This window comes from Gallibacterium salpingitidis, from assembly GCF_030517105.1.
GTDB classification, from domain to species: domain Bacteria; phylum Pseudomonadota; class Gammaproteobacteria; order Enterobacterales; family Pasteurellaceae; genus Gallibacterium; species Gallibacterium salpingitidis.
In genome coordinates, this window is sequence record NZ_CP103875.1 from 2012284 (window position 1) to 2037408 (window position 25125).

Annotated in this window: 27 protein-coding genes and 1 pseudogene; 16 read left to right on the forward strand and 12 right to left on the reverse strand. The window is 36.9% G+C overall.

Annotated elements, in window-relative coordinates; translation table 11 throughout:
- Positions 1-57: 57 nt before the first annotated feature.
- Together mglB and NYR30_RS09645 are read right to left on the reverse strand one after the other, a co-directional pair.
- Positions 58-1050 (reverse strand): annotated as a pseudogene (mglB, locus tag NYR30_RS09640) (galactose/glucose ABC transporter substrate-binding protein MglB).
- Between the two features lie 211 nt (positions 1051-1261).
- Complete coding sequence (locus NYR30_RS09645; protein ID WP_066106077.1) at positions 1262-2266, reverse strand: substrate-binding domain-containing protein; 1005 nt, start codon at positions 2264-2266, stop codon at positions 1262-1264.
- 177 nt (positions 2267-2443) lie between these two features.
- Here NYR30_RS09645 and galT point away from each other — a divergent pair, with 177 nt between their 5' ends.
- From galT to galM, 3 genes are read left to right on the forward strand one after another with little or no spacing between them, the layout of a single operon-like run.
- Complete coding sequence (gene galT, locus NYR30_RS09650) at positions 2444-3490, forward strand: galactose-1-phosphate uridylyltransferase (RefSeq protein WP_066421213.1); 1047 nt, start codon at positions 2444-2446, stop codon at positions 3488-3490.
- Positions 3491-3505: 15 nt separating this feature from the next.
- Positions 3506-4660 carry a galactokinase gene (gene galK, locus NYR30_RS09655; RefSeq protein ID WP_066421217.1) on the forward strand — a complete coding sequence of 385 codons (1155 nt, stop codon included), beginning with the start codon at positions 3506-3508 and terminating at the stop codon, positions 4658-4660.
- On the forward strand, positions 4654-5679 hold the full coding sequence (galM, locus tag NYR30_RS09660) for a galactose-1-epimerase (RefSeq protein ID WP_066421219.1): 1026 nt from the start codon (positions 4654-4656) through the stop codon (positions 5677-5679). Before galK ends, galM begins: the two co-directional genes overlap by 7 nt.
- Positions 5680-5726: 47 nt before the next feature.
- Here the strand turns inward: galM and NYR30_RS09665 are convergent, their stop codons facing one another.
- Positions 5727-6128 carry an NUDIX hydrolase gene (locus NYR30_RS09665; protein ID WP_066421222.1) on the reverse strand — a complete coding sequence of 134 codons (402 nt, stop codon included), beginning with the start codon at positions 6126-6128 and terminating at the stop codon, positions 5727-5729.
- A 108-nt stretch (positions 6129-6236) separates the two neighbouring features.
- On the opposite strand from NYR30_RS09665, the gene NYR30_RS09670 reads away from it, so the two are divergent.
- The 3 genes from NYR30_RS09670 to NYR30_RS09680 are packed head-to-tail and all read left to right on the forward strand — an operon-like array spanning position 6237 to position 8437.
- On the forward strand, positions 6237-6587 hold the full coding sequence (locus NYR30_RS09670; protein WP_066421225.1) for an ArsC family reductase: 351 nt from the start codon (positions 6237-6239) through the stop codon (positions 6585-6587).
- Entirely contained in the window at positions 6587-7720 is a 1134-nt protein-coding gene (gene dapE, locus NYR30_RS09675) for a succinyl-diaminopimelate desuccinylase (RefSeq protein ID WP_302500807.1), read from the forward strand. The genes NYR30_RS09670 and dapE overlap by 1 nt, the downstream gene beginning before the upstream one ends.
- A 3-nt stretch (positions 7721-7723) precedes the next feature.
- A complete protein-coding gene (locus NYR30_RS09680) occupies positions 7724-8437 on the forward strand; it encodes a M15 family metallopeptidase (protein ID WP_302500812.1) in 714 nt (237 codons plus the stop codon).
- On the opposite strand, the gene NYR30_RS09685 is transcribed toward NYR30_RS09680, so the two are convergent.
- Positions 8395-9240, reverse strand: coding sequence for an endonuclease/exonuclease/phosphatase family protein (locus tag NYR30_RS09685; RefSeq protein WP_302500814.1), 846 nt, complete (start codon positions 9238-9240; stop codon positions 8395-8397). The genes NYR30_RS09680 and NYR30_RS09685 overlap by 43 nt on opposite strands.
- Positions 9241-9382: 142 nt before the next feature.
- On the opposite strand from NYR30_RS09685, the gene NYR30_RS09690 reads away from it, so the two are divergent.
- From NYR30_RS09690 to glpK, 10 genes are all read left to right on the forward strand, one after another.
- Positions 9383-10711, forward strand: a complete 1329-nt coding sequence (locus tag NYR30_RS09690; RefSeq protein ID WP_066106027.1) for a cation:proton antiporter — start codon at positions 9383-9385, stop codon at positions 10709-10711.
- A 94-nt stretch (positions 10712-10805) separates the two neighbouring features.
- On the forward strand, positions 10806-11486 hold the full coding sequence (gene cmk / locus NYR30_RS09695) for a (d)CMP kinase (protein WP_302500817.1): 681 nt from the start codon (positions 10806-10808) through the stop codon (positions 11484-11486).
- A gap of 102 nt (positions 11487-11588) precedes the next feature.
- A complete protein-coding gene (gene rpsA, locus NYR30_RS09700; protein WP_065234489.1) occupies positions 11589-13238 on the forward strand; it encodes a 30S ribosomal protein S1 in 1650 nt (549 codons plus the stop codon).
- Positions 13239-13320: 82 nt separating this feature from the next.
- Positions 13321-13599, forward strand: coding sequence for an integration host factor subunit beta (locus tag NYR30_RS09705; protein ID WP_066112517.1), 279 nt, complete (start codon positions 13321-13323; stop codon positions 13597-13599).
- Between the two features lie 174 nt (positions 13600-13773).
- Entirely contained in the window at positions 13774-14070 is a 297-nt protein-coding gene (locus NYR30_RS09710; protein ID WP_302500822.1) for a LapA family protein, read from the forward strand.
- Positions 14070-15254 carry a lipopolysaccharide assembly protein LapB gene (gene lapB, locus NYR30_RS09715; RefSeq protein WP_302500824.1) on the forward strand — a complete coding sequence of 395 codons (1185 nt, stop codon included), beginning with the start codon at positions 14070-14072 and terminating at the stop codon, positions 15252-15254. Before NYR30_RS09710 ends, lapB begins: the two co-directional genes overlap by 1 nt.
- A 30-nt stretch (positions 15255-15284) precedes the next feature.
- On the forward strand, positions 15285-15980 hold the full coding sequence (gene pyrF, locus NYR30_RS09720) for an orotidine-5'-phosphate decarboxylase (protein WP_066112513.1): 696 nt from the start codon (positions 15285-15287) through the stop codon (positions 15978-15980).
- A gap of 3 nt (positions 15981-15983) precedes the next feature.
- Positions 15984-16307: a stress response translation initiation inhibitor YciH gene (gene yciH, locus NYR30_RS09725; RefSeq protein ID WP_066112510.1), complete on the forward strand. Its 324-nt coding sequence runs from the start codon at positions 15984-15986 to the stop codon at positions 16305-16307.
- 255 nt (positions 16308-16562) lie between these two features.
- On the forward strand, positions 16563-17363 hold the full coding sequence (locus NYR30_RS09730) for an MIP/aquaporin family protein (RefSeq protein WP_066112506.1): 801 nt from the start codon (positions 16563-16565) through the stop codon (positions 17361-17363).
- Positions 17364-17393: 30 nt separating this feature from the next.
- Positions 17394-18914 carry a glycerol kinase GlpK gene (gene glpK, locus NYR30_RS09735; protein ID WP_066112504.1) on the forward strand — a complete coding sequence of 507 codons (1521 nt, stop codon included), beginning with the start codon at positions 17394-17396 and terminating at the stop codon, positions 18912-18914.
- A 799-nt stretch (positions 18915-19713) separates the two neighbouring features.
- Here the strand turns inward: glpK and NYR30_RS09740 are convergent.
- The 8 genes from NYR30_RS09740 to NYR30_RS09775 form a co-directional block, all read right to left on the reverse strand.
- Positions 19714-21879, reverse strand: a complete 2166-nt coding sequence (locus tag NYR30_RS09740; RefSeq protein ID WP_066421232.1) for a DUF927 domain-containing protein — start codon at positions 21877-21879, stop codon at positions 19714-19716.
- Between the two features lie 2 nt (positions 21880-21881).
- Positions 21882-22121 carry a hypothetical protein gene (locus tag NYR30_RS09745; protein WP_066112497.1) on the reverse strand — a complete coding sequence of 80 codons (240 nt, stop codon included), beginning with the start codon at positions 22119-22121 and terminating at the stop codon, positions 21882-21884.
- Complete coding sequence (locus tag NYR30_RS09750) at positions 22118-22441, reverse strand: hypothetical protein (protein WP_066112494.1); 324 nt, start codon at positions 22439-22441, stop codon at positions 22118-22120. The genes NYR30_RS09745 and NYR30_RS09750 overlap by 4 nt, the downstream gene beginning before the upstream one ends.
- Positions 22438-22755 carry a hypothetical protein gene (locus NYR30_RS09755; RefSeq protein ID WP_066112491.1) on the reverse strand — a complete coding sequence of 106 codons (318 nt, stop codon included), beginning with the start codon at positions 22753-22755 and terminating at the stop codon, positions 22438-22440. The genes NYR30_RS09750 and NYR30_RS09755 overlap by 4 nt, the downstream gene beginning before the upstream one ends.
- Positions 22748-23311 carry a host cell division inhibitor Icd-like protein gene (locus NYR30_RS09760; protein WP_082987399.1) on the reverse strand — a complete coding sequence of 188 codons (564 nt, stop codon included), beginning with the start codon at positions 23309-23311 and terminating at the stop codon, positions 22748-22750. Before NYR30_RS09760 ends, NYR30_RS09755 begins: the two co-directional genes overlap by 8 nt.
- A gap of 82 nt (positions 23312-23393) precedes the next feature.
- Positions 23394-23762, reverse strand: coding sequence for a hypothetical protein (locus tag NYR30_RS09765; RefSeq protein ID WP_066112488.1), 369 nt, complete (start codon positions 23760-23762; stop codon positions 23394-23396).
- On the reverse strand, positions 23762-23980 hold the full coding sequence (locus tag NYR30_RS09770) for a helix-turn-helix transcriptional regulator (protein WP_066112483.1): 219 nt from the start codon (positions 23978-23980) through the stop codon (positions 23762-23764). Before NYR30_RS09770 ends, NYR30_RS09765 begins: the two co-directional genes overlap by 1 nt.
- A gap of 133 nt (positions 23981-24113) precedes the next feature.
- Positions 24114-25061 (reverse strand): hypothetical protein, encoded by a 948-nt coding sequence (locus NYR30_RS09775; protein WP_156536719.1) that lies wholly within the window; start codon positions 25059-25061, stop codon positions 24114-24116.
- Positions 25062-25125 lie beyond the last annotated feature (64 nt).

Consider the following 25125-nt stretch of genomic DNA (forward strand, 5'->3'; position numbering starts at 1 on the left):
CCCCAAACTAACGAAAGAGGGGAGGAATCTCCCCTCTAGGAATGACAAATCACGGTATTATTTTAAGAAATCACCTAAATTATCTTTATCTACGCCAACATATGGAACACGAACATAACGTTTATTAATTTTCCATTGTGTACCTTCGTCAGCTGCTTTGCCATGTGCTAAGTTGTTAGATAAATCAACAACTGCTTGCGCTTGGTTTACACCATCATTTAACACAGTACCTGAAATTTCACCTTTCTTAATTAATTGCAATACTTCTGGTAATGCATCAACACCAAAGATTGGTAATTTCTTACCATGTGCTTTAGTTGCTTCTAATGCACCCATTGCCATACCATCGTTGTTAGAGATGATAACTTCGATATCTTTTGCTTTAGAGCTTGATAACCATGCGTCAGTTTTATCTTTCGCCATCGCAGCATCCCACATACCAGTATCTAAGAAGAGTTGCTCAGTTTGGATACCTTTTGCATTTAATTCCTCAATCACATATTTAGTACGTGCTTCTGCATCTGGGTGGCCTGGTTCACCTTTTAATAATACAAATTGGATTTTACCGTCTTTATTTAAGTCCCAATCTGGATTTGCTTTCCATTGTTTTGCAATTAAGTCACCTTGGATAACGCCAGATTCTTTTGGATCAGTACCAACGAAGTATGCTAAATCATAGCTGTCGATTGCTTTTTGACCTGGATCTTTGTTGAAGAATACAACTGGTACATTACTTGGTTTTGCTTTAGCAATAATGGTTGGTGCTGCTGAAGGGTCAACTAAGTTAATTGCTAACGCTTTAACACCTTTAGAAAGTAGAACATCTACTTGGTCATTTTGGATTGATTGTGCATTTTACGAGTCATTCATTAATAATTTAATGCCAGGAACTTTTTCTGCATCTTTATTAATTTCTTTACGCATTAATGACATAAAGTTGTCATCGTATTTGTAAATGGTTACACCGATACGCACATCTTTTGCTTGTGCTACAGAACCTAAACCTAAGCCTAATGATAAAGCAATCGCACTTAATACAATTTTCTTCATAATACAGATCTCCTGATTATATTTTACTGGAAATTCATAGTGTTAAAGTTAACAACTTTCCTTCGTTTAATAGCTCGCTACTTATTCGCCAACTATTTTGTTATCTTTCCATACCACTCTTGCAGAAATAATAACTGTTAATAGCATACCGCTTTTTTTGCACCTTTGATGTGATCGGTTTCACAAAAATGTAACTCCATTACAATTTTTTTTATTTTTGCCGTCTTTCTACGGAAAAACGTCTTACTAAAGTAGGATTAAATTGAATCGGTTTTGGTAAATTTACATCATCATTAGCTAAACCAAGCGCTAATTCAGCTGCATAATTTGCCATTAAATCAATAGGATAACGAATAGTTGTTAATTTAGGAATTAAATGGTTTGCAATCGGCATATCATCAAAACCAATAACAGAAAAATCTTTTGGCACTATAATACCGTTTTCACTAAGTACTGACATTGCCCCAGACGCCATAGAATCGTTATATGCTACCACAGCAGTTAAGTCACTGTTATAACTCAATAAATTGATCATTGCCTCTTCACCACCTTCAAAGTTTGGTGAAGCTTGTGTTATCGCTAATTTACGTACAGGTAGATTATATTTTTGCAACATATTCAAGTAACCCTGTAAACGGTCTGTTTCATCATGGATCGGATGGTTAGATCCAATATAACCAATGCAGCGATGACCGCATTTAATCAAGGTTTCAGTCGCAATTTCAGTACCTTTAGTATTATCTAAACCAACACAGCGATGTTCGAAACCTGGTATCACACGATTGATAATGACCATTCCTTTTACTGCTCGTAAATAATTCGCCAACTCCTCATCAGACAAGGCTTTAGCGTGCACTACTAAACAGGTACAACGCTTACGTAAAAGGTTATCAATCGCCTTACGTTCTTTCTCTGCATTGTGATAACCAATGCCAATCAAAATATTTTTTTGATACTTTTCCGCAACCTGATCAACTGATTTTACTAAAATAGCAAAAAAGGCATCTGTTACATCAGTTACAACCACCCCTATCGTATCAATACTTTGCGACGCTAAAGCTTGAGCATTTGCATTCGGCTGATAATTTAATTCTGTAACTGCTTGTAATACTTTATTTTTTGCCTTATCACTAATACTTTCATGATTATTTAATACCCGAGAAACAGTGGCTACGGAAACGCCAGCTAACTTAGCTACATCACGAATTGTTACCATATTTTCAACCCATCAATGACTCTGTTACATAATTTGCTTAAATAATACCGCTAAATTAACCTATATAGGGATAAATATGTTCTTTTTGTGATCTAGATAACAGTTTATTCGCCAAATAATTGGTATCTTACACAGAAATTTTGTAACCGTTTTCATTTTTAATACAAGGAATATCTCATGAGCGATTTTTTTGATCCTACTGAACATCCACATCGTCGTTATAATCCGCTTAAAGGTGAGTATGTTCTTGTTTCACCACATCGTGCAAAACGCCCTTGGCAAGGTCAGCAAGAAAAGGTTGTAGATGAGCAAAAACCTAGCCACGATCCAAATTGTTACCTTTGTCCAGGCAACAAGCGCATTACTGGTGAACAAAATCCACAATATACAAAACCATTTGTATTTAAGAATGATTTTTCCGCTTTGCTGACACAAACACCGACACCACCAGCAAGCGATAATCCGTTATTTCAAGTTTCTCAAGCGACTGGAGAGAGTCGTGTTGTCTGTTTTTCTCCCGATCACAGTAAAACACTACCATTATTGACAGAACAAGAAATTGTTGAAGTGATCAAAGTGTGGCAACAGCAACTTACAGAATTAGGACAACAATATCCATGGGTACAAATTTTTGAGAATAAAGGTGCGGCAATGGGATGTTCAAACCCACATCCGCATGGACAAATTTGGGCAAATAGTTTCCTACCGAATGAAATTGCTCGAGAAGATCAAATGCAACGCCAATATTTGGCGCAACATGGTTCAGTTTTGTTAGTCGATTATGTGCAACAAGAATTACAACGCAAAGAACGTATTGTGGTTGATACAGAGCATTGGTTAGCGGTCGTACCTTTTTGGGCAATTTGGCCTTTCGAAACCTTATTATTACCAAAAGCTCACGTTCAACGCTTAACTGAACTAAATGAAGCACAACGAACTGATTTAGCAGTTGCCATTAAACAACTGACTACCAAATATGACAATTTATTCTCTACCTCTTTCCCTTATTCTATGGGCTTCCATGGTGCGCCATTTAATCAGGAAGATAATCAACATTGGCAGTTACATGCACATTTCTATCCGCCATTGCTACGTTCCGCTACAGTACGTAAATTTATGGTGGGCTATGAAATGCTAGCCGAATCACAACGTGACTTAACTGCTGAACAAGCGGCGACTCGTCTTGCTGCTCTATCCACTATTCACTATAGCCAAACCAATTGATCGAGCGAGGAATTTATGAATCCAATCCAGCAATCTAAACAAGTCTTTATTGAACGTTTCGCTGTACAACCAACGCTACAAGTTTATGCGCCAGGACGTGTAAACCTTATTGGTGAACATACAGATTATAACGACGGTTTTGTAATGCCTTGTGCTATCAATTATGGTACGGCTATCTGTGGCAACTTACGTGATGACCATCAATTCCATATCTTTGCCGCAGATTTAAATGAAACCGATCAATTTTCTTTAATTGAAGAAATCAAACCTGTCGATCGTAAATGGTGCAATTATATTCGTGGTGTTGTTCATTTTATTCAACAAGTCTGCCCTGAATTTAAACAAGGTGCTAATTTAGTCATCAGTGGCAATGTGCCACTATCATCTGGCCTAAGTTCTTCAGCAGCATTAGAAGTTGCAACAGGGAAATTCTGTCAACAACTTGGAAATTTAGCGCTAACTAATACTGAATTAGCGTTGATTGGGCAAAAATCAGAAAACATTTTTGTTGGCTGCCAATGCGGCAATATGGATCAATTAATTTCTGCTTTAGGACAAGAACATCATGCACTTATGATTGATTGCCGTAGTTTAGATACTGTACCGACACCAATTCCAGATAATTTAGCCGTAATGATTGTTAACTCTCACGTTAAACACGATCTTGTCGATGGAGAATACAATACTCGTCGCCAGCAATGTGAACAAGCTGCAGCTTTCTTTGGTGTCAAAGCATTACGTGATGTAACGGTTGAACAATTTAATGCAAAAGGTGATGAACTCGCAGCAGCTAATCCACTCGCTTATAAACGAGCAAAACACGTTGTTACCGAAAATCAACGTGTGTTAGAAGCGGTTGAAGCATTAAAACACAATGATATTACTCGTTTAGGTGAGTTAATGGCGCAATCTCACGATTCTATGCGTGATGATTTTGAAATCACTGTGCCAGAAATTGATTACTTAGTTGAATTAGCGCAATTAGTGATTGGAAAAACGGGCGGAGCTCGTATGACAGGCGGCGGTTTTGGCGGCTGTATTGTAGCGATTGCACCACAGGATAAAGTCGAAGCTGTCCGCAAAATCATTGCTGATAACTATCATAAGCAAACTGGATTAAAAGAAGATTTCTATGTTTGTACCGCTTCACAAGGTGTACATCTATGTTAAAACAAAGCCGTATTTTCGCTCCCGATCAACAAGCCTATCAGTTGATCACTTTAACAAACTCAAACGGTATGCAAGTACAATTAACGGATTGGGGTGCAACGCTACTCTCTATTCTTGTTCCTGTTAAGGGTAAATTAAGAGAAGTATTATGTAGTTGTCCACTTGAACAACTTGCTAACAATCAAGCTTATTTAGGTGCAACGATTGGACGATTTGCCAATCGTATTGCAAAAGGTAAATTTCGTTTGAATGGCCGTACTTTGCATATCGTTAAAAACCAACAAAACTTACATAGCTTACATGGTGGAAATGGATTTGATCAGCGTCGCTGGCAAGTTGAAGCTAGTCAACAAAACAGTGTCACACTATCACTCTATTCACCAGATGGCGATCAAGGTTTCTCAGGAAACTTACAAACAAAAGTGATTTACCGTTTACAAGATGATAATACGCTTGTGATTGAATTTATTGCAGAAAGTGATCAAGACACTGCACTAAACCTCACCAACCACGCTTATTTTAATCTTGATGATAAGGTTTCAGATGTTAGACAACATCAGTTGCAACTATTTGCCGATTACTATTTACCAGTAAATAACGAAGGTATTCCTAATCAACCATTGACCGCAGTGGATAATACTCACTTTGATTTCCGTCAAGCAAAAGTCATTGGTCAAGACTTTTTACAAGATAGCGATCAGCAGGCGGTTGGTGGTTATGACCATGCATTTCTACTACAAGGAAAAGTAGGAGAATTAAAACCTGCCGCTAAACTGACTTCGGCAACGGGTGATTTAACGCTAGTTCTTTCCACCACTCAAGCTGCAGTACAGGTTTATACAGGTAACTTTTTGGCTGGAAACCCAAGTTATTGTGGTACTTATCAGAATTATCAAGCAATTGCACTTGAACCTGAAGCGCTGCCAGATGCTCCGAATCATCCGGAATGGTATCAATATGGTGGGATTCAAAAAGCTGGAAAACGTTATCAGCATCAAATCGTGTATCAATTTATCTAAGATGAAAAAAGAGTGGCTTTAATTTAGCCACTCTCTTATCTCAATAACTAATCAATTAAATTTTGCTGAAAAAGATAATCCAACACTAAACATCCCGCTTGTGAGCAAATTGCTTTATCTTTAGTAGTTAGCCAACGAATTTCTTCAATTTCTGCACTGGCAGATAGTTCTCCTTGATATTGCGCTTGATAACAACGCATAATCACCATTACCCCTTCTGCTTTACCATGTGCTTGTGCTTGAAAGGTTTCCACTAGTTGTAAGCTATCCGGTAATAAATCAACATTTAATTCCTCTTTAATTTCACGAATTAATGCTTGTTGATCACTTTCCCCTTTTTCTCGTTTGCCACCCGGTAAATAATACTGATCTTTACCATAAGAACGTGTCATTAATACACGTTTATTGTCTAATAAAATCCATGCGAGTTTATCAATATGTTGTGTCATTCTTTCCTCCTATAAAATTATTTTATGACTATTCCCTTGTGTAGAATTTCTTTGCTAGTATAGAGCGTTTTTGACAAACCGTAACCTTTAAATTGAGATAGGATAATTATGCTCACTGTCTATGGAATTAAAAATTGTGATACTGTGAAAAAGACTTTAACTTGGCTGCAACAACATCATCTCGAAGCAGTATTACATGATTATCGTCAACAAGGCATCGATCGAAACTTTTTACAACAAGTTGCCGATTATTTTGGTTGGGAAAATTTGGTAAATAAGAAGAGCACTACTTGGCGTAATCTTGATCAACAAACCAAAGAACAATTAAATCAAGACAATGTTTTCGATCTATTACTTGCACAACCTACATTGATTAAACGCCCAATTGTATTAGGTGATAATCTTCAACTCATTGGCTTTAATCAAAAACAATATGCTGAGTATTTTGAGGTAAACTAATGAAACAACAGGTTATCTCTCTAGCTCAAGACTTAATTCGCCGCCCGTCTATCAGCCCCAATGACGAAGGCTGTCAGCAAATAATTGCGGATCGTTTAGCTCAATTAGGATTTCATATTGAATGGATGCCATTTGGTGAAACATTAAATCTCTGGGCTACTCATGGTCAATCAGCACCTACTATTGTATTTGCTGGACATACTGATGTTGTGCCAACAGGTAATGAACAACAATGGAATTATCCACCGTTTTCTGCGGAGATCGTTGGCGATCTGTTATATGGTCGTGGAGCTGCGGACATGAAAGGATCCTTAGCGGCAATGGTTATTGCTGCTGAAGAATATGTCAAACAGCACCCTAATCATCCAGGGCGTATTGCTTTTTTGATTACTTCTGATGAGGAAGCAGCGGCAAAAGATGGTACGGTAAAAGTAGTGGAAGCATTAATGGATCGTGGTGAACAAGTCGATTATTGTTTAGTAGGCGAACCTTCTAGTACTACTGTCGTTGGCGATATTGTTAAAAACGGACGCCGAGGTTCTATTACAGGGAATCTTTATATTGAAGGCATTCAAGGTCACGTGGCATATCCTCACCTTGCCGACAACCCAATTCATAAAGCAGCTGCATTTATACAGGATTTAGTGAATATTCAATGGGATAATGGTAATGAATTTTTCCCACCAACTAGTCTGCAAATTGCGAATATTCATGCCGGTACAGGTTCAAATAACGTAATCCCGGGCGAATTGTACATTCAATTTAATCTACGTTTTAACACTGAAACTACTGATAATAAGATCAAACAACGTGTAGAAGAGTTATTAAAACAGCATAACTTGAAATATCGCCTTGAGTGGTGGTTATCCGGTCAGCCATTTTTAACGGCAAAAGGTAAATTAGTGGACGCTGTCGTACAATCATTGCAACAAGTTGCTAATATTACCCCTACCTTGGAAACCAGTGGCGGCACTTCTGATGGGCGCTTTATTGCGTTAATGGGAGCTGAAGTAGTAGAGCTCGGACCACTTAATAAAACTATCCATCGTATTGATGAATGTGTAAGCTGTACAGACCTAGCTACACTGACTGCAGTACATATACAAATGTTACAATCTCTCTTAGGGAAATAATGTATGTTATCTATTGATTGTTTAACTGGCAAATCACGTCAACATTTATCCCTTGTGCCATTAGCGCATTCCACTGCACATTTTTTACAGAAAGATGCTGCCAAAGCTTTTCTTGCTCTACAAAAAACTGCAAAAAAAGCGGGCTTTAATCTACAACCAATAAGCTGTTTTCGTGATTTTGCACGTCAGCAATGGATTTGGAATCATAAATTTAATGGTATAAGGAAGGTGCATGATAGATACGGCAATATTATTAACCTTTCTATGCTAGATGATTGGCAGCGTTGTGAAGCAATTCTGCATTGGTCTTCTCCGCCTGGAGCAAGTCGTCATCATTGGGGAACAGAAATCGATTTTTTTGATCCTCATTTGCTCACTTCAGGTGAACCTTTATCTCTGGAAGCACAAGCATACCAAAAAGGTAGCTGCTTTTTCCCATTAGTGGAGTTTTTACTAGATAACATTGCGCACTATGATTTTGAGTTACCCTACACTAAACTGCCAGACAATAAAAAACGAGGTATCGAATATTGGCATCTTAGTTATCAACCATTAGCAGAAAAAGCGCGACAACGACTCACCCCAGAAGTCTTGTTCGATACGTGGAAAAATGAAAAAATCGCTGGAAATTCAGCACTAAAACAACGAATTTCGACGCTTTTGAACACTTTATCCTATAAAGACGAAAAAGAAAGTTCCACTAATAATGGATTGTGATCAGAAGCTTTACTCTGTTCCGTAGTCGCTTCGATCACATCCATATCTCGGACAAAAAGATGATCTAATGGATATTGATTAAAACGTTCTCTTACATCAGGCGTAAATTTAACTTCACTTAATCCCAATTGTTGAGCCATATCTCTTATTAAGGCTGTTCTTTCTGCATTCCACGCATTAAAATCACCCGCTAAAATTACAGGTCCTTGATGAGCTTTTACTTGTTGTATTAATTGCTGCAATTGTTGCTGATAAGCTTCTGGTATCCATTCAAAGTTAATCAAATGAGCACTAATTACCAATAAAGATTGCCCATTTGCCAAAGCATAACTCGCACTAATACTCGATTTTGGTAACCGAATCCAAGGTTCTACTACGGATGCACTACAATAGCGCTGTGGAACAAATTTCGTTAATAACGCCACTCCCGCCGTAATATCTTTATAAGCAACTGGGCTAGCAAATAATTGTTGCGGCAGATCACTTAACATCTTAGGTAAGTTCTGTTCACTGGTAACTTCTTGCAATAGCAACAAATCACGATCCTGACTATAACGTGTTAATGCTTGCTGCCACCCTTGATCAAGTCCTTTATGTAAATTCCAAACCAAGATACGCAAGTGATCTTGATTAATCACTGTTGCTGTTTTTGCTAATGGTTGATAACAGGTGATTTTAGTCGTACCGTCTGGTGCGAAAGATTCTGCTTTAGTTAATGTTGAAAAGGAAAAATAAGTTGTTTGCGGTACAGGATAGATTGTTAATGGCTGCAGAAAAAACCAGCCAAGCAATAGTAACAACAAAACAAATAGTAAACTCTTTTTAACCAGACTTTTCATAAATTCTAAGAAAATTTTAAAATATACCTACATACTACCACTTTACTTATCCCCAATGAATTGCTTTAATAGCGAGCGTTAATGACTTTACTAAAGAAGGCTTATTATGAGCATTTATACTTATATTTGTTTTTTATCCGCCATCTCGATCATACTTGGTTTCGTTACCAGTAAAATCAGCGATAAAATTCAATCTACTATCGCCATTACTGCAGCAGCAATGGTAGGCTCCTTATTATTATTACTCCTTGGTTATCTTGGTTGGTTTCAGATCGATTCAATTGCAATCGAAGTGATGCAAAAAATTGATTTCAAGAGTTTCTTACTTGACGGGATCTTAGGGTTCTTATTATTTGCTGGTGCATTAGGCATTAAAATTCCAGTATTACGTGATCAAAAATGGGAAATCACTATTTTTGCTCTCTTCTCAACCTTAGCATCTACTTTTATTGTTGGCGCATTAATTTACCTTGTTGCCAACCTTATCAGCTTACCGATTGACTTTATCTACTGTCTATTATTCGGTGCATTAATTTCACCAACTGACCCAATTGCTGTATTGGCAATTATTAAAAATTTACGCGCACCAAAGCGTTTATCAATGCAAGTTGAGGGTGAATCCTTATTTAATGATGGTGTAGGTTTAGTAATTTTCGTCACCATTTTCACTGTTGCTTTCAGTACAGAAGAGATGACCGCGAGTGAAGTGCTACATCTTTTCCTACACGAAGCAATCGGCGGGATCTTATTTGGTTTCGTCCTAGGCTTAGTTGCCCATATTCTTATTTCAGCAACAGATGATGGTAGCTTGGAAATCCTATTAACTTTAACCATTCCAACAGCAGGCTTTATGCTAGCTAATATGTTAGGTGTTTCTGGTGCATTAGCAATGGTTGTTGCTGGAATTATGGTAGGTAACTGGACACGTCATCGTGGCTTCTCAGAACAAAGTCAGCGTTATCTTGATCACTTCTGGGAAATGATCGATCACTTCCTTAACTCACTACTCTTTTTCCTTATCGGTTTTGCGTTATTACTCATCGACTTTACCTTCAAAGGTTTCTTGATGATGTTATTAGCAATTCCAGTATGTTTGATCGCTCGTTACCTCAGTTTATGGATACCATATTCAGTACTAAAATTCTTCCGTACTTATAATCCATATACATTAAAAATTATGACTTGGGGTGGTTTACGCGGAGGTCTTGCTTTAGCAATGGCGCTTTCCTTACCGGCCAAAACAGTATTTGTGAATGGTACTGATGTCAAAGATATTATTTTGATTATGACCTATGCGGTAGTGGTATTTTCTATTTTGGTACAAGGTGTCACCATTGAGAAAATGATTAAGAAATCAAAACTGGTTGATCCTAATCGTGAAGAGTACCTCACACCAAGCAGTCATTTTGATTCTCATGTTTCTGCGCATAAATAATTTTGCTCACCATTAGAAGAATCAGTATAATTTACTCATCTCGCCGCACATCTCTATGTGCGGCATCTTTTTGTTTTGTATTTGGAGATAAATTATGACAGCAACAATTATTACTGTTGATGGACCCAGCGGTGTAGGCAAAGGGACTTTATGCCAAGCTCTTACCAAGCACTTTGGTTTTCATCTACTGGATTCTGGCGCAATTTATCGCATTTTAGGTTTAGCTGCCGCACAACATAATGTTGATTTTACTGATGAAACGGCTTTAGCTGCATTAGCAAATCAAATTGAAATTAGCTTTATTGCGCATGAAACTGGTGTGACCACTTTATTAAATCAACAAGATGTCAGTGATATTATCCGCACTCAGCAAGTTGCTGATTATGCTTCGAAAATTGCTGTTTTCCCTGCTGTTCGCGCTGCTTTATTGCAAAAACAACGTGATTTCGCGACAGCACCGGGTTTAGTTGCTGATGGGCGTGATATGGGAACAGTGGTTTTCCCAGAAGCTGAAATTAAGTTTTTTTTAGATGCAACTGCTGAAGAGCGCGCAAAAAGACGTTTAAAACAGTTGCAGGAAAAGGGAATTAATGGTAATTTTGCCCAGATTTTATCCGAAATTCAGGAACGAGATTATCGAGATAGAAATCGCGCAGTAGCGCCGCTTGTTCCAGCGGATGATGCGATTCTATTAGACTCATCTTCCCTTTCTATCAATGAAGTCTTTTCGTTGGCATTACAACATATTCGTCAGCGACTCCCTCATTTGGGATAGATCATTTTTGTGTGTTTATTCATGGATGGATAAACAATTATTATCAGCCCCGTTTAATAGGATTTTAAGCGGTCGTTATTAATTTATTGAAGATTAATCTATATGTCAGAATCTTTTGCTCAACTATTTGAAGAATCACTAAAAGAACTTGAAACTCGTCAAGGTTCAATTGTTACTGGTACCGTTGTTGCTATCAACAAAGGTTTTGTTTTCGTTGATGCTGGTTTGAAATCTGAAGCAGCTATTCCTGCTGAAGAATTCCAAAACGCTCAAGGCGAAATCACTGTTCAAGTTGGTGATCAAGTTCAAGTTGCGTTAGACGCTGTTGAAGATGGTTTCGGTGAAACTAAACTTTCTCGTGAAAAAGCAGTTCGTCACGAATCTTGGATTGCCTTAGAAAAAGCATACGAAGATCAAGAAACTGTTGTTGGTTTAATCAACGGCAAAGTGAAAGGTGGTTTCACTGTTGAGTTGAATGGTGTTCGTGCATTCTTACCTGGTTCATTAGTGGATACTCGCCCAGTTCGCGATACACTTCACTTAGAAGGTAAAGAATTAGAATTTAAAGTTATCAAATTAGACCAAAAACGTAACAACGTAGTTGTTTCTCGTCGTGCTGTTATCGAATCAGAAAATAGCCAAGAACGTGATCAATTATTAGAAACCTTACAAGAAGGCGCTGAAGTTAAAGGTATCGTTAAGAACTTAACTGATTACGGTGCATTCGTTGATTTAGGTGGTGTTGACGGTTTATTACACATCACTGATATGGCTTGGAAACGTGTTAAACACCCAGGTGAAATCGTAAATGTTGGTGATGAAGTTACTGTTAAAGTATTGAAATTCGATCGTGATCGTACCCGCGTTTCTTTAGGCTTAAAACAATTAGGCCAAGATCCTTGGGCTGCAATCGCTGAAAATCACCCAGTAAACAGCAAATTAACTGGTAAAGTAACTAACTTAACTGATTATGGTTGCTTTGTTGAAATTTTAGATGGTATCGAAGGTCTTGTTCATGTTTCTGAAATGGACTGGACTAACAAAAATATCCACCCATCTAAAGTAGTTAGCGTAGGCGACGAAGTTGAAGTAATGGTATTAGAAATCGATGAAGAACGTCGTCGTATTTCTTTAGGTTTAAAACAATGTAAACCAAACCCATGGCAACAATTTGCAGACACTCACAACAAAGGTGATCGTGTTCAAGGTAAGATCAAGTCAATCACTGACTTCGGTATCTTTATCGGCTTAGAAGGTGGTATCGATGGTTTAGTTCACTTATCAGATATTTCTTGGAATGTACCTGGCGAAGAAGCTGTACGTAACTACAAGAAAGGCGATGAAGTAGAAGCTATCGTATTACAAGTTGACGCGGCTAAAGAACGTATTTCTTTAGGAATCAAACAACTTGAAGAAGATCCTTTCAACAACTTCGTTGCAGTAAACAAAAAAGGCAGCGTAGTAAGCGCTAAAGTTGCTGAAGTTGACTCTAAAGGCGTGAAAGTTGAATTAGACAACGGTGTTGAAGGTTATATCCGTACTGCAGATCTTAACGGTGATGTAAATGTTGGTGATGTAGTTGAAGCTAAGTACACTGGCGTTGATCGTAAAGCACGTATTGTTCACTTATCAATCCGCGCTAAAGATGAAGCAGAAGAAGCAGCTGCATTAGCAAGCGTGAATAACAAACAAGAAGAAGTTGTTATTCCTAATGCAATGGCTGAAGCTTTCAAAGCAGCAAAAGGTGAATAATCCTAAGATCATTCATTGATTGAATAAATCCGATATGCTATAGCATATCGGATTTTCTGCAGTTTTATAAAAGGATACTAACATGACAAAGTCAGAATTAATTGAAAAATTGGTTAATCGTCATCCTACTATGCCGATTAAACAAATTGAAGGTTCAGTCAAAGAGATCTTAGAGCATCTTTCTAGTACTCTAGAAGCTGGAGATCGTATTGAAATTCGCCGTTTTGGTAGTTTCGCATTACGTTATCGCCAACCACGTACAGGACGCAATCCAAAAACTGGCTCTCAAGTTAGTCTTGAAGCAAAATCTGTTCCGCATTTTAAAGCAGGTAAAGAATTGCGCGAACGTGTTGATAGCTAAAGTTAATTACTATGTTCTATTCAAATTAAAATGCCACTGATTTATTCCAAATTAGTGGCATTGCCTTTTCAATCGAGATAACTTTCCTGTTTAAATTCAGAATTTTACTATTATAGTTTCACTATTTTTGGCATAATGAACCAACTTTGAATCTATTTAATTCTAGGGGGCAACGTGAAACTAAAATATATTCTAACACTGGTCGTCGTGATTGCTTTAATTATAGTAGGTATCACAGTTGGAGCGAACAATGACCAAGTTATCGCAGTCAATTACATTATTGCCAAAAGTGACATTCAACTCTCTTCTCTCGTTGCTATCTTATTTGGTTTTGGCTTCTTACTTGGTTGGTTAGTTACAGGTTTCTTCTACCTAAAATTAAAAATGAAAAATATTGCATTAAATCGTCAAATTAAAAAACAGCTTCAACAAATTAATGAATTAATGACCGCAAGAGATAAAAACGCATAATGCTAGAACTTCTCTTTCTCCTATTGCCTATCGCTGCAGCTTATGGCTGGTATATGGGGCATCGGAGTGCGAAAAAAGATCAAGAAGAAATTAGTAATAAACTCTCCCGAGACTATATGACTGGGGTGAACTTTTTGCTTTCTAATCAACAAGAAAAAGCAGTAGATCTTTTTCTTAAGATGTTGGAAAAGCAAGAATCTGAAAACGCAATTGACAACAACTATCAATTTGAAGCTGAACTCACTTTAGGTAATTTGTTCCGTTCTCGAGGTGAGGTTGACCGAGCATTACGAATCCATCAAAACATAGATAACAATCCAAACTACACTTACGAGCAAAAATTACTCACCAAACAGCAGCTAGCCAAAGATTTTATGTTTATTGGGTTTCTTGATCGTGCCGAGAAGTTATACCAAGAATTAAGTGAAGAACCTGATTATGCAGAAAATGCACTGCACGAATTGGCTAATATCTACCAACGTACTAAAGAGTGGCATAAAGCTATCGAAGTGGGTGAACGTCACCGTAAACTAACTCACGCAGAAAATAATATAGCGCTTTCACATTACTATTGCGAACTTGCTTTACAGCTTGAGCAAGAACAAAAGAATCGCCAACAGATTATCCCTTATTTGACCAAAGCATTAATTGTTTCGCCAAATTGTGTACGAGCTTCGTTAGTGTTAGCTGATGAATATGCCTTACAAGGTAATTACCAACAAGCAATCAAAACGTTAGAACATATTGCCGAACAAAATATTGCTTATGTCAGTGAATCATTACCTGCTTTAGTGAATTATTATCAACATTTACCGAATCATCACGAGTTAGAGTTATACTTAATACGTTTACAACAACAAAAAGCAAATAGCGCTGTTGTATTAACTTTAACCCACTATATTGAACAAAAATCTGGCGCAACCGTTGCGAAAAATCATCTTTATCATCAACTGGAAAAACAACCAACAATGCGAATTTTTCATCGTTTTATCCAGTATCAAATTGATGAATTAGAAGAAGGCAACGGTAAAGAGAGTTTAAAACTGCTCTACAATATTGTTGATGAAAGATTGAAGCAAAGCTTTGAATATCGTTGCAATCATTGTGGTTTCCAAAGTCATAAATTGATTTGGCAATGCCCATCTTGTCGCCATTGGGAAACTATTACACCGACTGAAAACTAAATTTAACCTTGAAACATAATGAGGAAAATCATGGAAAATAAAGTTATCGTTGCTTTAGATTATGAAACTAGAAAAGAAGCTATGCAGCTTGTTGATCAATTAGATCCTAGTTTATGTCGTTTAAAAGTTGGTAAAGAGATGTTTACCACTTTAGGAACAGAATTTGTTAAAGAATTGCAGAACCGTCATTTTGATGTATTCCTTGATCTTAAATTCCATGATATTCCTAACACCGTTGCAAGAGCTGTTCGCTCAGCGGCTGATTTAGGTGTTTGGATGGTTGATATGCACGCCAGTGGTGGTTTAAGAATGATGGAAGCAGCGAAAAAAATTCTCGAACCTTATGGTAAAGATGCTCCTATTTTAATTGCCATTACCGTATTAACAAGTATGGAAGAAGCTGATTTATTACAAATTGGTGTAAACACTTCACCAGAAGAACACGTCATTCGTTTAGCTCGTTTAAGTCAACGAGCAGGATTAGACGGCGTAGTATGTTCACCTCAAGAAGTAGAAATTCTCCGTCAACGTTGTGGAAATGACTTCAAATTAATCACCCCAGGCATTCGTCCTGAAGGCAGCCAATTAGGCGATCAACGTCGGGTAATGACACCGCGTGAAGCAATTGAAGCTGGTTCTGATTACCTTGTTATTGGTCGTCCAATTACACAAGCGGCAGATCCTATTGCCGTATTAAAACAAATTAATGCGTCTATCCAAGGGTAAACCATGTCAGATAGCCAATTAGTTTATTCCACAGAATTAGGACGTATTAAACCAAGTAAAACAACCGATACCCCAATCAATAAAGGCGATGGTATTGTACGTATTCAACGTCAAACTTCTGGTCGAAAAGGAAAAGGCGTTTGTGTAATTACTGGTTTAGCGCTCGAATCCGCTGCATTAAATCAACTCGCTTCTGAACTCAAAAAACGTTGTGGTTGTGGCGGTTCTGTTAAGAATGGCGCTATCGAAATCCAAGGTGAAAATCGCGATCTTCTTAAACAATTATTAGAAGATAAAGGTTTTAAAGTTAAACTAGCCGGCGGTTAATTCATATCATTCTCTCGTTGTTTTCAACGAGAGAATCTTTATTTCCTTTCACTAAAAATAGTTTCAGATGAAACCTTTTTGTGATATATCGCTCAAATTTAAACTATTTTCGCTTAAATATTTTGACACACCTCTCATAATCGAAAATATCCTCTTTATAAATACTCATTTTTTCTTTTAAATACACCACAAATGTTCGATTTTGAACATTACTTACCACTATCTACTCTTCAACTAGGAAAAAAAGGAGTGTTTATGGCACTTGATCATTCACTTAAAGGACAATGTATCGCAGAATTTCTCGGTACTGCATTGTTGATATTTTTTGGCTGTGGTTGTGTCGCAGCGGCACGTGTTGCTGGTGCACAATTCGGTCTTTGGGAAATTAGTATTGTTTGGGGAATGGGTGTAGCACTGGCAGTATATTTAACTGCTGGAGTTTCTGGTGCTCATCTTAACCCTGCCGTCACTATCGCTTTATGGAAATTTGCTTGTTTCGATGGTAAAAAAGTAGTGCCTTTTATCATTGCACAAGTCGCTGGTGGCTTTTTCGGCTCTGCCGTAGTTTATTTCTTATATCGTGGTGTTATTATCGATTACGAAGCAAGTCAACACATTATCAGAGGTTCAGCTGACAGCCTATTTACTGCCGGCATCTTCTCTACTTATCCAAATAGCCATATCGACTTACTTACCGCTGGTTTAGTTGAGCTAACTCTTACTGCTACATTAGTTGCTTTAATCCTCGCTTTAACCGACGATGGCAACGGTGTACCTCGTGGTCCATTGGCGCCATTACTTATTGGTATTTTGATTGCTGTACTTGGCGGTGCAATGGGACCATTAACTGGTTTCGCTATGAATCCTGCTCGTGATTTTGGTCCAAAACTTTTCGCTTCCCTTTCTGGTTGGGGTGAAATGGCAATGACAGGCGGACAAGCAATTCCTTATGCTTTAATTCCGATTATCGCACCAATTATTGGCGGTCTATTAGGCGCTTGGGGTTATCGCCGCTTCATTGGTAACAATCTTCCATGCAATAGTTGTAAAATTTGATCACGCACTCTTCATCAAAAGGTAATTATTATGACAGATAAAAAATATATCATCGCTCTCGACCAAGGTACCACTAGTTCTCGTGCAGTTTTACTTGATCATGATGCTAATATTGTCGGTATTGCACAACGCGAATTTACTCAAATCTATCCAAAAGCAGGTTGGGTTGAACACGATCCAATGGAAATTTGGGCTACCCAAAGCTCAACATTAAACGAAGTTGTTGCTAAAACAGGTATTAGTTCCGATCAGATCGCTGCAATTGGTATCACTAACCAACGTGAAACCACTATTGTTTGGGACAAAAATACTGGTAAACCTATTTATAACGCTATCGTATGGCAATGTCGTCGTACCGCAGATTTTTGCGATAAATTAAAAGCTGAAGGATATACCGACTATATTCGCAGTACGACTGGCTTAGTGGTTGACCCTTATTTCTCTGGTACTAAAGTAAGATGGATCTTAGAAAATGTTGAAGGTGCAAGAGAACAGGCAGAAAAAGGTGAATTACTTTTTGGTACTGTCGATACTTGGCTAATTTGGAAATTAACTCAAGGACGGGTACATGTCACTGATTATACGAATGCTTCACGTACAATGATGTTCAATATTCATACCAAACAGTGGGATGAAAAAATGTTAGAAATCTTAGGCATACCACGTTCAATGCTACCAGAAGTGAAAAACTCTTCTGAAATTTATGGACAAACCAATATTGGTGGTAAAGGTGGTATTCGTATTCCAATTTCAGGAATTGCAGGCGACCAACAAGCAGCATTGTATGGACACCTTTGTGTCAATCCAGGACAAGCCAAAAATACTTACGGTACCGGCTGCTTTATGTTAATGAACACTGGTGACAAAGCGATTACCTCTAAAAATGGCTTATTAACTACTATTTGCTGTAATGCGAAAGGTGAACCAGCTTACGCGTTAGAAGGTTCAGTATTCGTTGCTGGTGCTTCAATTCAATGGTTAAGAGATGAACTTAAAATTGTTCATGACAGTTCTGATACCGAATATTTCGCACAAAAAGTTCACGATTGTAACGGCGTATATGTTGTACCTGCATTTACCGGTTTAGGTGCACCTTATTGGGATCCATATGCACGCGGTGTGATTGTTGGCTTATCTCGTGGTGCAAATCGTAATCATATTGTACGTGCAACCTTAGAATCTATTGCTTACCAAACCAGAGATGTTCTTGAAGCAATGCAATCTGATTCAGGTGAAAAACTACAAACTTTACGGGTTGATGGTGGAGCCACAGCAAATAATTTCTTAATGCAATTCCAATCTGACATCTTAAACACTAAAGTTGAACGTCCAACCGTCAAAGAAGTCACCGCACTTGGCGCAGCTTATCTCGCTGGTTTAGCAACAGGATTCTGGAAAGATCTTGAAGAGTTGCGTGATAAAGCTTCTGTTGAAAGAACCTTTACTCCAGATCAAGATGAGGCAAAACAACAACGCCGTTATAAAGGTTGGAAAAAAGCGGTTAAACGTGCCTTAGAATGGGCAAAAGAAGATGCTGAAGACGAAATCTAAAATAGATTATACAAATCGATAAACCCCATAATTCGTCCATAATCAAAACCTACAATTTATTTATAGATTGTAGGTTTTTCTCACACTAAACCAAACATAATCATTAATTTGCAATACAGAAATAGTATTTGAAATCTAAACGTTAAGAGGGATAAATAAAAATGGCGGTGAGAGAGTTCGCCCATTTGAACCTTAAAGCATTGAATTATAAATAAATCTATTTTCCTAAATTCTCATTATGGATCATTTCCTGATTGCTGGTTTTGTTCGTTTGCATTATCGGTCATCAAATTGCCCTGCCAAAATGAAAATTTTTAATGATGTTTTCTTGACTGGTGAAATTTATAAAAAAATGAATTTGGTCTTGAGTGTATGAAAACGACTGGGAAAATGGGAAAATTGGGAAAATCGTCATTTTTCTTTTTATATTCAATAATTTAAGTGCTTTTTAAAAATGGGAAAATTATCCGTTTTTTTGGGAAAATTTGGTGAAAATTTTGGGAAAAAATTATTATTGTTTATTTATTAAACATTTTGTCTATTCTTTACTCTATATAGCTAGAAAAAAGCAGTTTGGGAAAAAATGGGAAAATTTTGCTTAGTTTTGGGAAAATTTTTTATCTATTTGGGAAAATAATTTTTATATAACTTATTGATTTATTTAATTATTATTAAATATATCTATTTATTTTCCCAATTTTCCCAATTATTTTTATTAATCTATTAGGTAAAAGCCTTTTATTTTTGCTAGGCAAGAAAAAAGCCAGCTTTGAATGCTGGCTTTAATCTAGTCATTTTTCTAATCTTCCTCATCGTCTATCAATGCGGGATAAACAATATAAAACCGCTTGCCCTTACTATTGATTTTCTTTTCTAATGAAGTAGGGGCTTTATGTTGATAAGGTCTTGTTTTTTGCTCTTTCCCTTGCCTAATCATTTTATTTCTTTCCATTACCTCAAAAACTAGCTTTTTAGGGTATCCGCTTTCACTAATTTTATCCGTGAATGATTTTGTATAAATATAGAAATGTTCTCTATCTATGCCGTTTCCCTCTAAAATGCGATAGCCTAAAATTTTAGGAATCATTTTCGGAATGGCTGGCTCTGGAATTTGAATAAAACAGCTTTCTGCGCTTTCCTCAAGCCAACCGTTAAAATATTCAATAATTTTAAATTCTTCTCGGTCGCCAGAACCAAAATCAGCAAGCCAATCATTAAAGGATTTAATTAAACATTCTCGGTTATCCGCTTCATTCCATAACGTTAAATGTTTCGCCATTTGTAACGCAGTTTCTAAAATAGCGAAATTGGCCGCTACACGTTGCACTTGTGCAGCTGCTTCTTCTGGTAAGCGTGCTAACCATTCTTGTTTATAGCGTTGATAAGTCGCTTTTATCTCGCTTTCATTTTCTGCAATATAAGCAATCCATTCACGCCCGATAACCCCATAATGATTTAAACTCGCTTCATTAAGGTGGTCGGCGTGTTCTTTATTATTGGTAAAACTGTATAAATGATTTGCTTCAATTAATGGTACATTTAATAAACGGATTAACTGCCCTGCGTTGATGTCTATTCCTTTCGATTTTAAAAAGCCTTCAACGTCTTTTTCTCCCGTTGATAAAGCCGTAATTTTCCAGCGTGAGAGTTCATCATTTCCGCCCTCTTTTAACCCTCTGGCTCTCCCTTTCTCGTTAAAGAGAGAATAAGCAATATTTTCAACGTCAAAAATTTTCTTAGCTTGCCCCAATTCATCAAGAGTAATAAAACCATCATTTCTTGCTGCCGCTTCGTTACTTAATGCCGTTGGGGTAGTGTTCCAACTAAGATCAATTAAATCAGGATTACCATAAAGGCTATTCGCAATATTTAGCGTTGTTGTTTTTCCTTTACTTGATGAATTAAATAAATGCACACCAAAACTTTTTGCATTAATCACCCGCAATAATGGGCTAGCTAATGCGGTGGCAATGCCTAACATCATCGAAGTATTTTTATTCACGTAATAAGCGATCTCTTGTTGCCAACTGGCTAACGTGCCTTTTGTGTCATAACCGCCAGAATTAGCACTTTTATTAGTAAAAATGATTGGTTTTGTTGGCGTGCCAATAATCTCACCGTTAGGCAATAAATAAGCGCCATTGTGCCAACCTGTCATATTAGTAACTGACCATTCAAGCGAGTTTTCCGCTTGAAGATGAAAATACTCAACCAAATATTTTAATTGTTCACAAGATGACATTCGCAAGCCGTTTCTTTTGAAATGATCCCATGCTTGTGCCTTGCCTAGTTCAGAAATTGGAATCGCTTCTTGTACTTGTTTTTTATTTAAGGCGTGCAACCATTCAAAAATATAAAAAAATTCGCCTGTATTACCAATTCCACGCCCAATAATTCTTAAATCATCACAAAGCCACGTCAATTTTTCGCCGTAATTTACGCCGTTTGTATCAAATTTAGGAATAACATAATATAAGCCATTTAATTTCCCTTCTCGATATTCGATATAAGGCAGTGTTTTATTGTCGGGCTCTGGATTGATAATAGCTTGCACCTTTTCCGCTACACTTTCACCGCTGCGGATTCTTTCTACTCGGTCGCTTAAGTTGGCAATAAGATCACCGATATTATTACAATGTGCCACAATTTCCGCTTGTGTGTTTTTAGCTAAATTAATGCAAATACTATCAAGCTGATCCTCTGTTAATTTGCCAAATTGTACTATCTTGATATATTTCTTTTCTTTTGGTGCAATCCGCAAAGACTGTACGCTATTAAGTTGTTTTCTGTCTAAAATAACAGGCTTTTGCTTATAATCACTTTCTAATGATTCCGTAAGTAAATGCCAATATTGCCCCTCACCTTTGCCCCATGCCTGCCATGCTTCTGTGCCTGCTAAAATCAGCATTTCATCAAAAGGGGTATTATTTTGATCTTCCAAAAATGGCGCATTCTTCATCTTCATATTTACCCCCTAAAACTGTGCTTTCTGGCGTTTTTATAGCGATTTCTTGCTGCTTTACGTTGTTTTCTTTTTGCTTTTAGCTGTTCAGCTTTTTTATTTGCTCGAACGCTTAACATTTCCGCAATTCCAACGCCATAAGGGCTTTTTAAGCCCTCGAGAATAGCGAAATTTAACGCTTGCTTTGTTGAGCCAAAAAACTCGATTAGCGTGCCATCTGATAAGGTAATTTGGAGCGTTTTCATTTTAATTTCTCCTTTCTTGCTTCATCTCGCTTTGCTTGCGCTTCCTGTATAATTAACGCTTCAATAACTTCTTTTTCTTCTTGATACCAATCCTCTAATGCTTGATATAACGCCTTTGATTGCTCTAATACTCTAGGGAAAATTTCTATCGCCATTTCTAAACGTTGTTGATGTTGGCTTGGGTTATTAGTCGAAAAAGCCACATCATTAAGCAAAGCACGGATTAAAGCGAGGTCATTAGATGACATTTCACACTGATCCATTAAATAGTAAATTTGCTTTTGTACTTTTACGCCTAAAACAGTCGTGAACTTACTCATTTTCGCCCCCCATTAATTAAATCTTCTTGCTCTATGATGAATTGCAAAACGTTTTTTAATTCTTCTCTCAAGTTGTCATTGAGAATTTGTGCGATAACAAGTAAATCATCGGCAATAATCTGACCAGAATAATTAACATCAGCGTTTAGAGTATTCGCGCTTTCTTCTTGATTACGTTGCATGACTAAAAAAAGGGTGTCATATAAACCGATAAGCTCGACTAATTCATCGATTTTTGCGCTAATATGATTCGAGTGTGTTGTTGATGGTCGGCGGATTTTAATAAGTTCTAGGATTTTTTTCGGATTAGCCATTGTTCACCCCCTTAAGTAAAATCGTATTAAGATTTAAAGCACTATCAGGAAGTTGCCCTAGTTTCACTAAAACATAATTAGGCGCGAGATACGCTCTAGCTTTAGCTTCATTGTCGGCTAATATGCGTAATTGTTCTGCTTTAGATTGGTCGTAATGTTGGCGTGATATGCCTAGAAATTGATAGATCATAGCTAATAGTCCTTTTGATAGTTTTTTAAAGGCTATCGCTTCACTTCTCACGGTTTGGCGATAGCGTGTAGCAGGGTGAGAAACTGCCTCAAAAGGAAAACAGCCAACCATTAAAGGTTGCCTACTACACGCCATCATAGAGAGAATTACCGCTAAGCGGTTTTCTTGGGGTGTGTGAAATCTACGAACAAAAAAAGCACGGTTTAACGGCGTGCTACTGTTCGCCTTTTGAATGTTCAGCTTCTCACGGCTGGCTTTCGATTTTGCGAAAGCGTTATTAAGATAGCGTAAAAATTTCTTTTCTGTAAAGTGAATTGCACAAGAAAAAAATTCACATTCTTTTAATTTAATATTAAAATAATTCATATTAAGACCTTTTTTATTTTGTAAGCCAACATTCCTACATGGTTTTTTGCGGTTGTCTTTTGATAACCGCTTTTTTTATGCGTTAGGAATGACAAAGTTTTTCGCGTCTTTCGATTCGCTCTAATGGGGTTAATGGTTTCTTTGGCGGTGTTTGAAATAAATCGGGTTGCGCTTCACCTCGTTTTAAGTATTGAATCCGTTCATCATTACTAATCGGCTTTTTGCCTTGTTCTCTGATTAATTCTTTTTCTGGTTTTTCCCACCGTTGCGCTTCAGGACAATCAATATAAATTGCCCTTTTTACGTTGGTAATTTGCCCGATAAAATCGGCTTTTAATTCGTTGCAATTTGCGCAATAAATTTGAGCCTTTACCGTTAAAAGACTGGGATTGTCGCTCGTTCTAATACGGCAATCGCTGCCACAAAATGGGCATTTTATAGTTAGCGCCATTATTCCCCCTCGTGGTGTAGTTGGTTATGTGATTGTTCTTGTTGCTCAATCCATTCTTGAACGTGTGCCATATTCCAGCGAAGACTATTTCCGATTTTGATAGGCTGTGGAAAATTGCCCTCTTTGCGGTATTTATGGATTGCACTTTTTGATACGCCTAGCAAATCGCAAAGATCTTTCGCTTTGGCGTAACGTGGCAAGGTAATGTTTTCAAGCATAGACTTTCCCTCGTGTTTGTTGATTTTCTCGATTGTTTTTTGTGCTTTTTGCGTGGTTTTGTTCGAGGGAAAGAATAGTTATTTTGTGATAGGGGATTTTGGAAATTTCTAACTTATTTTTGAAAATTTCTAATTATGTATTCTTATACCAATTATAGACGGTTTCACCTGTTGGAAATTTTATGCCTAATTCCTCTTCAATCATTGGATTTTGGCTTTTTAAGCGAGCGATTCTCCTGCCTAATTCACCAGAATTAATGATATTTTTTGCTTCTTGTGGGGTCTTTACCCCATATTCAATAAATAATAACGCCTTGATAAAAGAAATTTGATTTTCTTTCACAGTCTTACTAAATAAATTACTTTGATTTTTATCTTTTAATTTTCCTACTATTTCTTCTTTATGATATTTTCCATTAATAAAATCATTTAAATCATCATTTAAAATAAAGAAAAACCCTAAACCAATTTTTTTATTACTTTCATACTCAATATCAAAATATAATTTGACGCCATCTTCATTATCAACATCCTCTGTTAATTCATACCCCATTGGGCTAATTAAAGATTGGATCATATTTATAGGTAAACCATTTTTCAAAATATTATCTTCTTCTTTTATAAAAAACGGGTTAATTGCATTGAAACAGTTAATAACCACAGATACACGACCACATAAATAAACATTTTCTTCCTCTATATTTTCGTTATTTATTTCTTTTGATTCTGTTTCAAAGGTACTTACTATCTCTTGAAAAAGATTAAGTTCCTTTCCAGTAAGATAAATAAATGAATTATCTTTAGTCATTAAATTTTTAGGTTTTTTGCCATCAAGATGAACAAAAGGATTAAGTGAAAAATTTACAATTTTAGATACATCTAATCCTATGTTACCTAAAATAAATTCTTTAGTTTTACTATTAATATAAATTTGAGTATTAACCCTTATTTCGTTGTTAACCCAGTAGTGAATAAGATCTATTACTTCTAATTCTTCACCCGTTTTCTTATAAATATATTTTATCGCTTGCTCAAGGCTATACCACTTTCTAGGTGGTAATTGCATCTTATTTTGTGCCATTTTTATGTTCCTATTTAACGTCTTTTGTGTTTTTTGTATTTTCCACATTAAATTTAACATCATT

What these genes read in the sequence shown, in the direction of transcription:
- rpsA (WP_065234489.1), top strand. Translation starts at nt 11,589, where the DNA reads ATGTCAGAATCTTTTGCTCAACTATTTGAAGAATCACTAAAAGAACTT.
- NYR30_RS09755 (WP_066112491.1), bottom strand. Translation starts at nt 22,755, where the DNA reads ATGGCTAATCCGAAAAAAATCCTAGAACTTATTAAAATCCGCCGACCA.
- yciH (WP_066112510.1), top strand. Translation starts at nt 15,984, where the DNA reads ATGTCAGATAGCCAATTAGTTTATTCCACAGAATTAGGACGTATTAAA.
- NYR30_RS09750 (WP_066112494.1), bottom strand. Translation starts at nt 22,441, where the DNA reads ATGAGTAAGTTCACGACTGTTTTAGGCGTAAAAGTACAAAAGCAAATT.
- cmk (WP_302500817.1), top strand. Translation starts at nt 10,806, where the DNA reads ATGACAGCAACAATTATTACTGTTGATGGACCCAGCGGTGTAGGCAAA.
- galT (WP_066421213.1), top strand. Translation starts at nt 2,444, where the DNA reads ATGAGCGATTTTTTTGATCCTACTGAACATCCACATCGTCGTTATAAT.
- NYR30_RS09760 (WP_082987399.1), bottom strand. Translation starts at nt 23,311, where the DNA reads ATGAATTATTTTAATATTAAATTAAAAGAATGTGAATTTTTTTCTTGT.
- dapE (WP_302500807.1), top strand. Translation starts at nt 6,587, where the DNA reads ATGAAACAACAGGTTATCTCTCTAGCTCAAGACTTAATTCGCCGCCCG.
- NYR30_RS09730 (WP_066112506.1), top strand. Translation starts at nt 16,563, where the DNA reads ATGGCACTTGATCATTCACTTAAAGGACAATGTATCGCAGAATTTCTC.
- NYR30_RS09705 (WP_066112517.1), top strand. Translation starts at nt 13,321, where the DNA reads ATGACAAAGTCAGAATTAATTGAAAAATTGGTTAATCGTCATCCTACT.
- NYR30_RS09670 (WP_066421225.1), top strand. Translation starts at nt 6,237, where the DNA reads ATGCTCACTGTCTATGGAATTAAAAATTGTGATACTGTGAAAAAGACT.
- pyrF (WP_066112513.1), top strand. Translation starts at nt 15,285, where the DNA reads ATGGAAAATAAAGTTATCGTTGCTTTAGATTATGAAACTAGAAAAGAA.
- NYR30_RS09665 (WP_066421222.1), bottom strand. Translation starts at nt 6,128, where the DNA reads ATGACACAACATATTGATAAACTCGCATGGATTTTATTAGACAATAAA.
- galK (WP_066421217.1), top strand. Translation starts at nt 3,506, where the DNA reads ATGAATCCAATCCAGCAATCTAAACAAGTCTTTATTGAACGTTTCGCT.
- glpK (WP_066112504.1), top strand. Translation starts at nt 17,394, where the DNA reads ATGACAGATAAAAAATATATCATCGCTCTCGACCAAGGTACCACTAGT.
- lapB (WP_302500824.1), top strand. Translation starts at nt 14,070, where the DNA reads ATGCTAGAACTTCTCTTTCTCCTATTGCCTATCGCTGCAGCTTATGGC.
- NYR30_RS09740 (WP_066421232.1), bottom strand. Translation starts at nt 21,879, where the DNA reads ATGAAGATGAAGAATGCGCCATTTTTGGAAGATCAAAATAATACCCCT.
- NYR30_RS09690 (WP_066106027.1), top strand. Translation starts at nt 9,383, where the DNA reads ATGAGCATTTATACTTATATTTGTTTTTTATCCGCCATCTCGATCATA.
- NYR30_RS09680 (WP_302500812.1), top strand. Translation starts at nt 7,724, where the DNA reads ATGTTATCTATTGATTGTTTAACTGGCAAATCACGTCAACATTTATCC.
- galM (WP_066421219.1), top strand. Translation starts at nt 4,654, where the DNA reads ATGTTAAAACAAAGCCGTATTTTCGCTCCCGATCAACAAGCCTATCAG.
- NYR30_RS09745 (WP_066112497.1), bottom strand. Translation starts at nt 22,121, where the DNA reads ATGAAAACGCTCCAAATTACCTTATCAGATGGCACGCTAATCGAGTTT.
- NYR30_RS09775 (WP_156536719.1), bottom strand. Translation starts at nt 25,061, where the DNA reads ATGGCACAAAATAAGATGCAATTACCACCTAGAAAGTGGTATAGCCTT.
- NYR30_RS09645 (WP_066106077.1), bottom strand. Translation starts at nt 2,266, where the DNA reads ATGGTAACAATTCGTGATGTAGCTAAGTTAGCTGGCGTTTCCGTAGCC.
- NYR30_RS09765 (WP_066112488.1), bottom strand. Translation starts at nt 23,762, where the DNA reads ATGGCGCTAACTATAAAATGCCCATTTTGTGGCAGCGATTGCCGTATT.
- NYR30_RS09770 (WP_066112483.1), bottom strand. Translation starts at nt 23,980, where the DNA reads ATGCTTGAAAACATTACCTTGCCACGTTACGCCAAAGCGAAAGATCTT.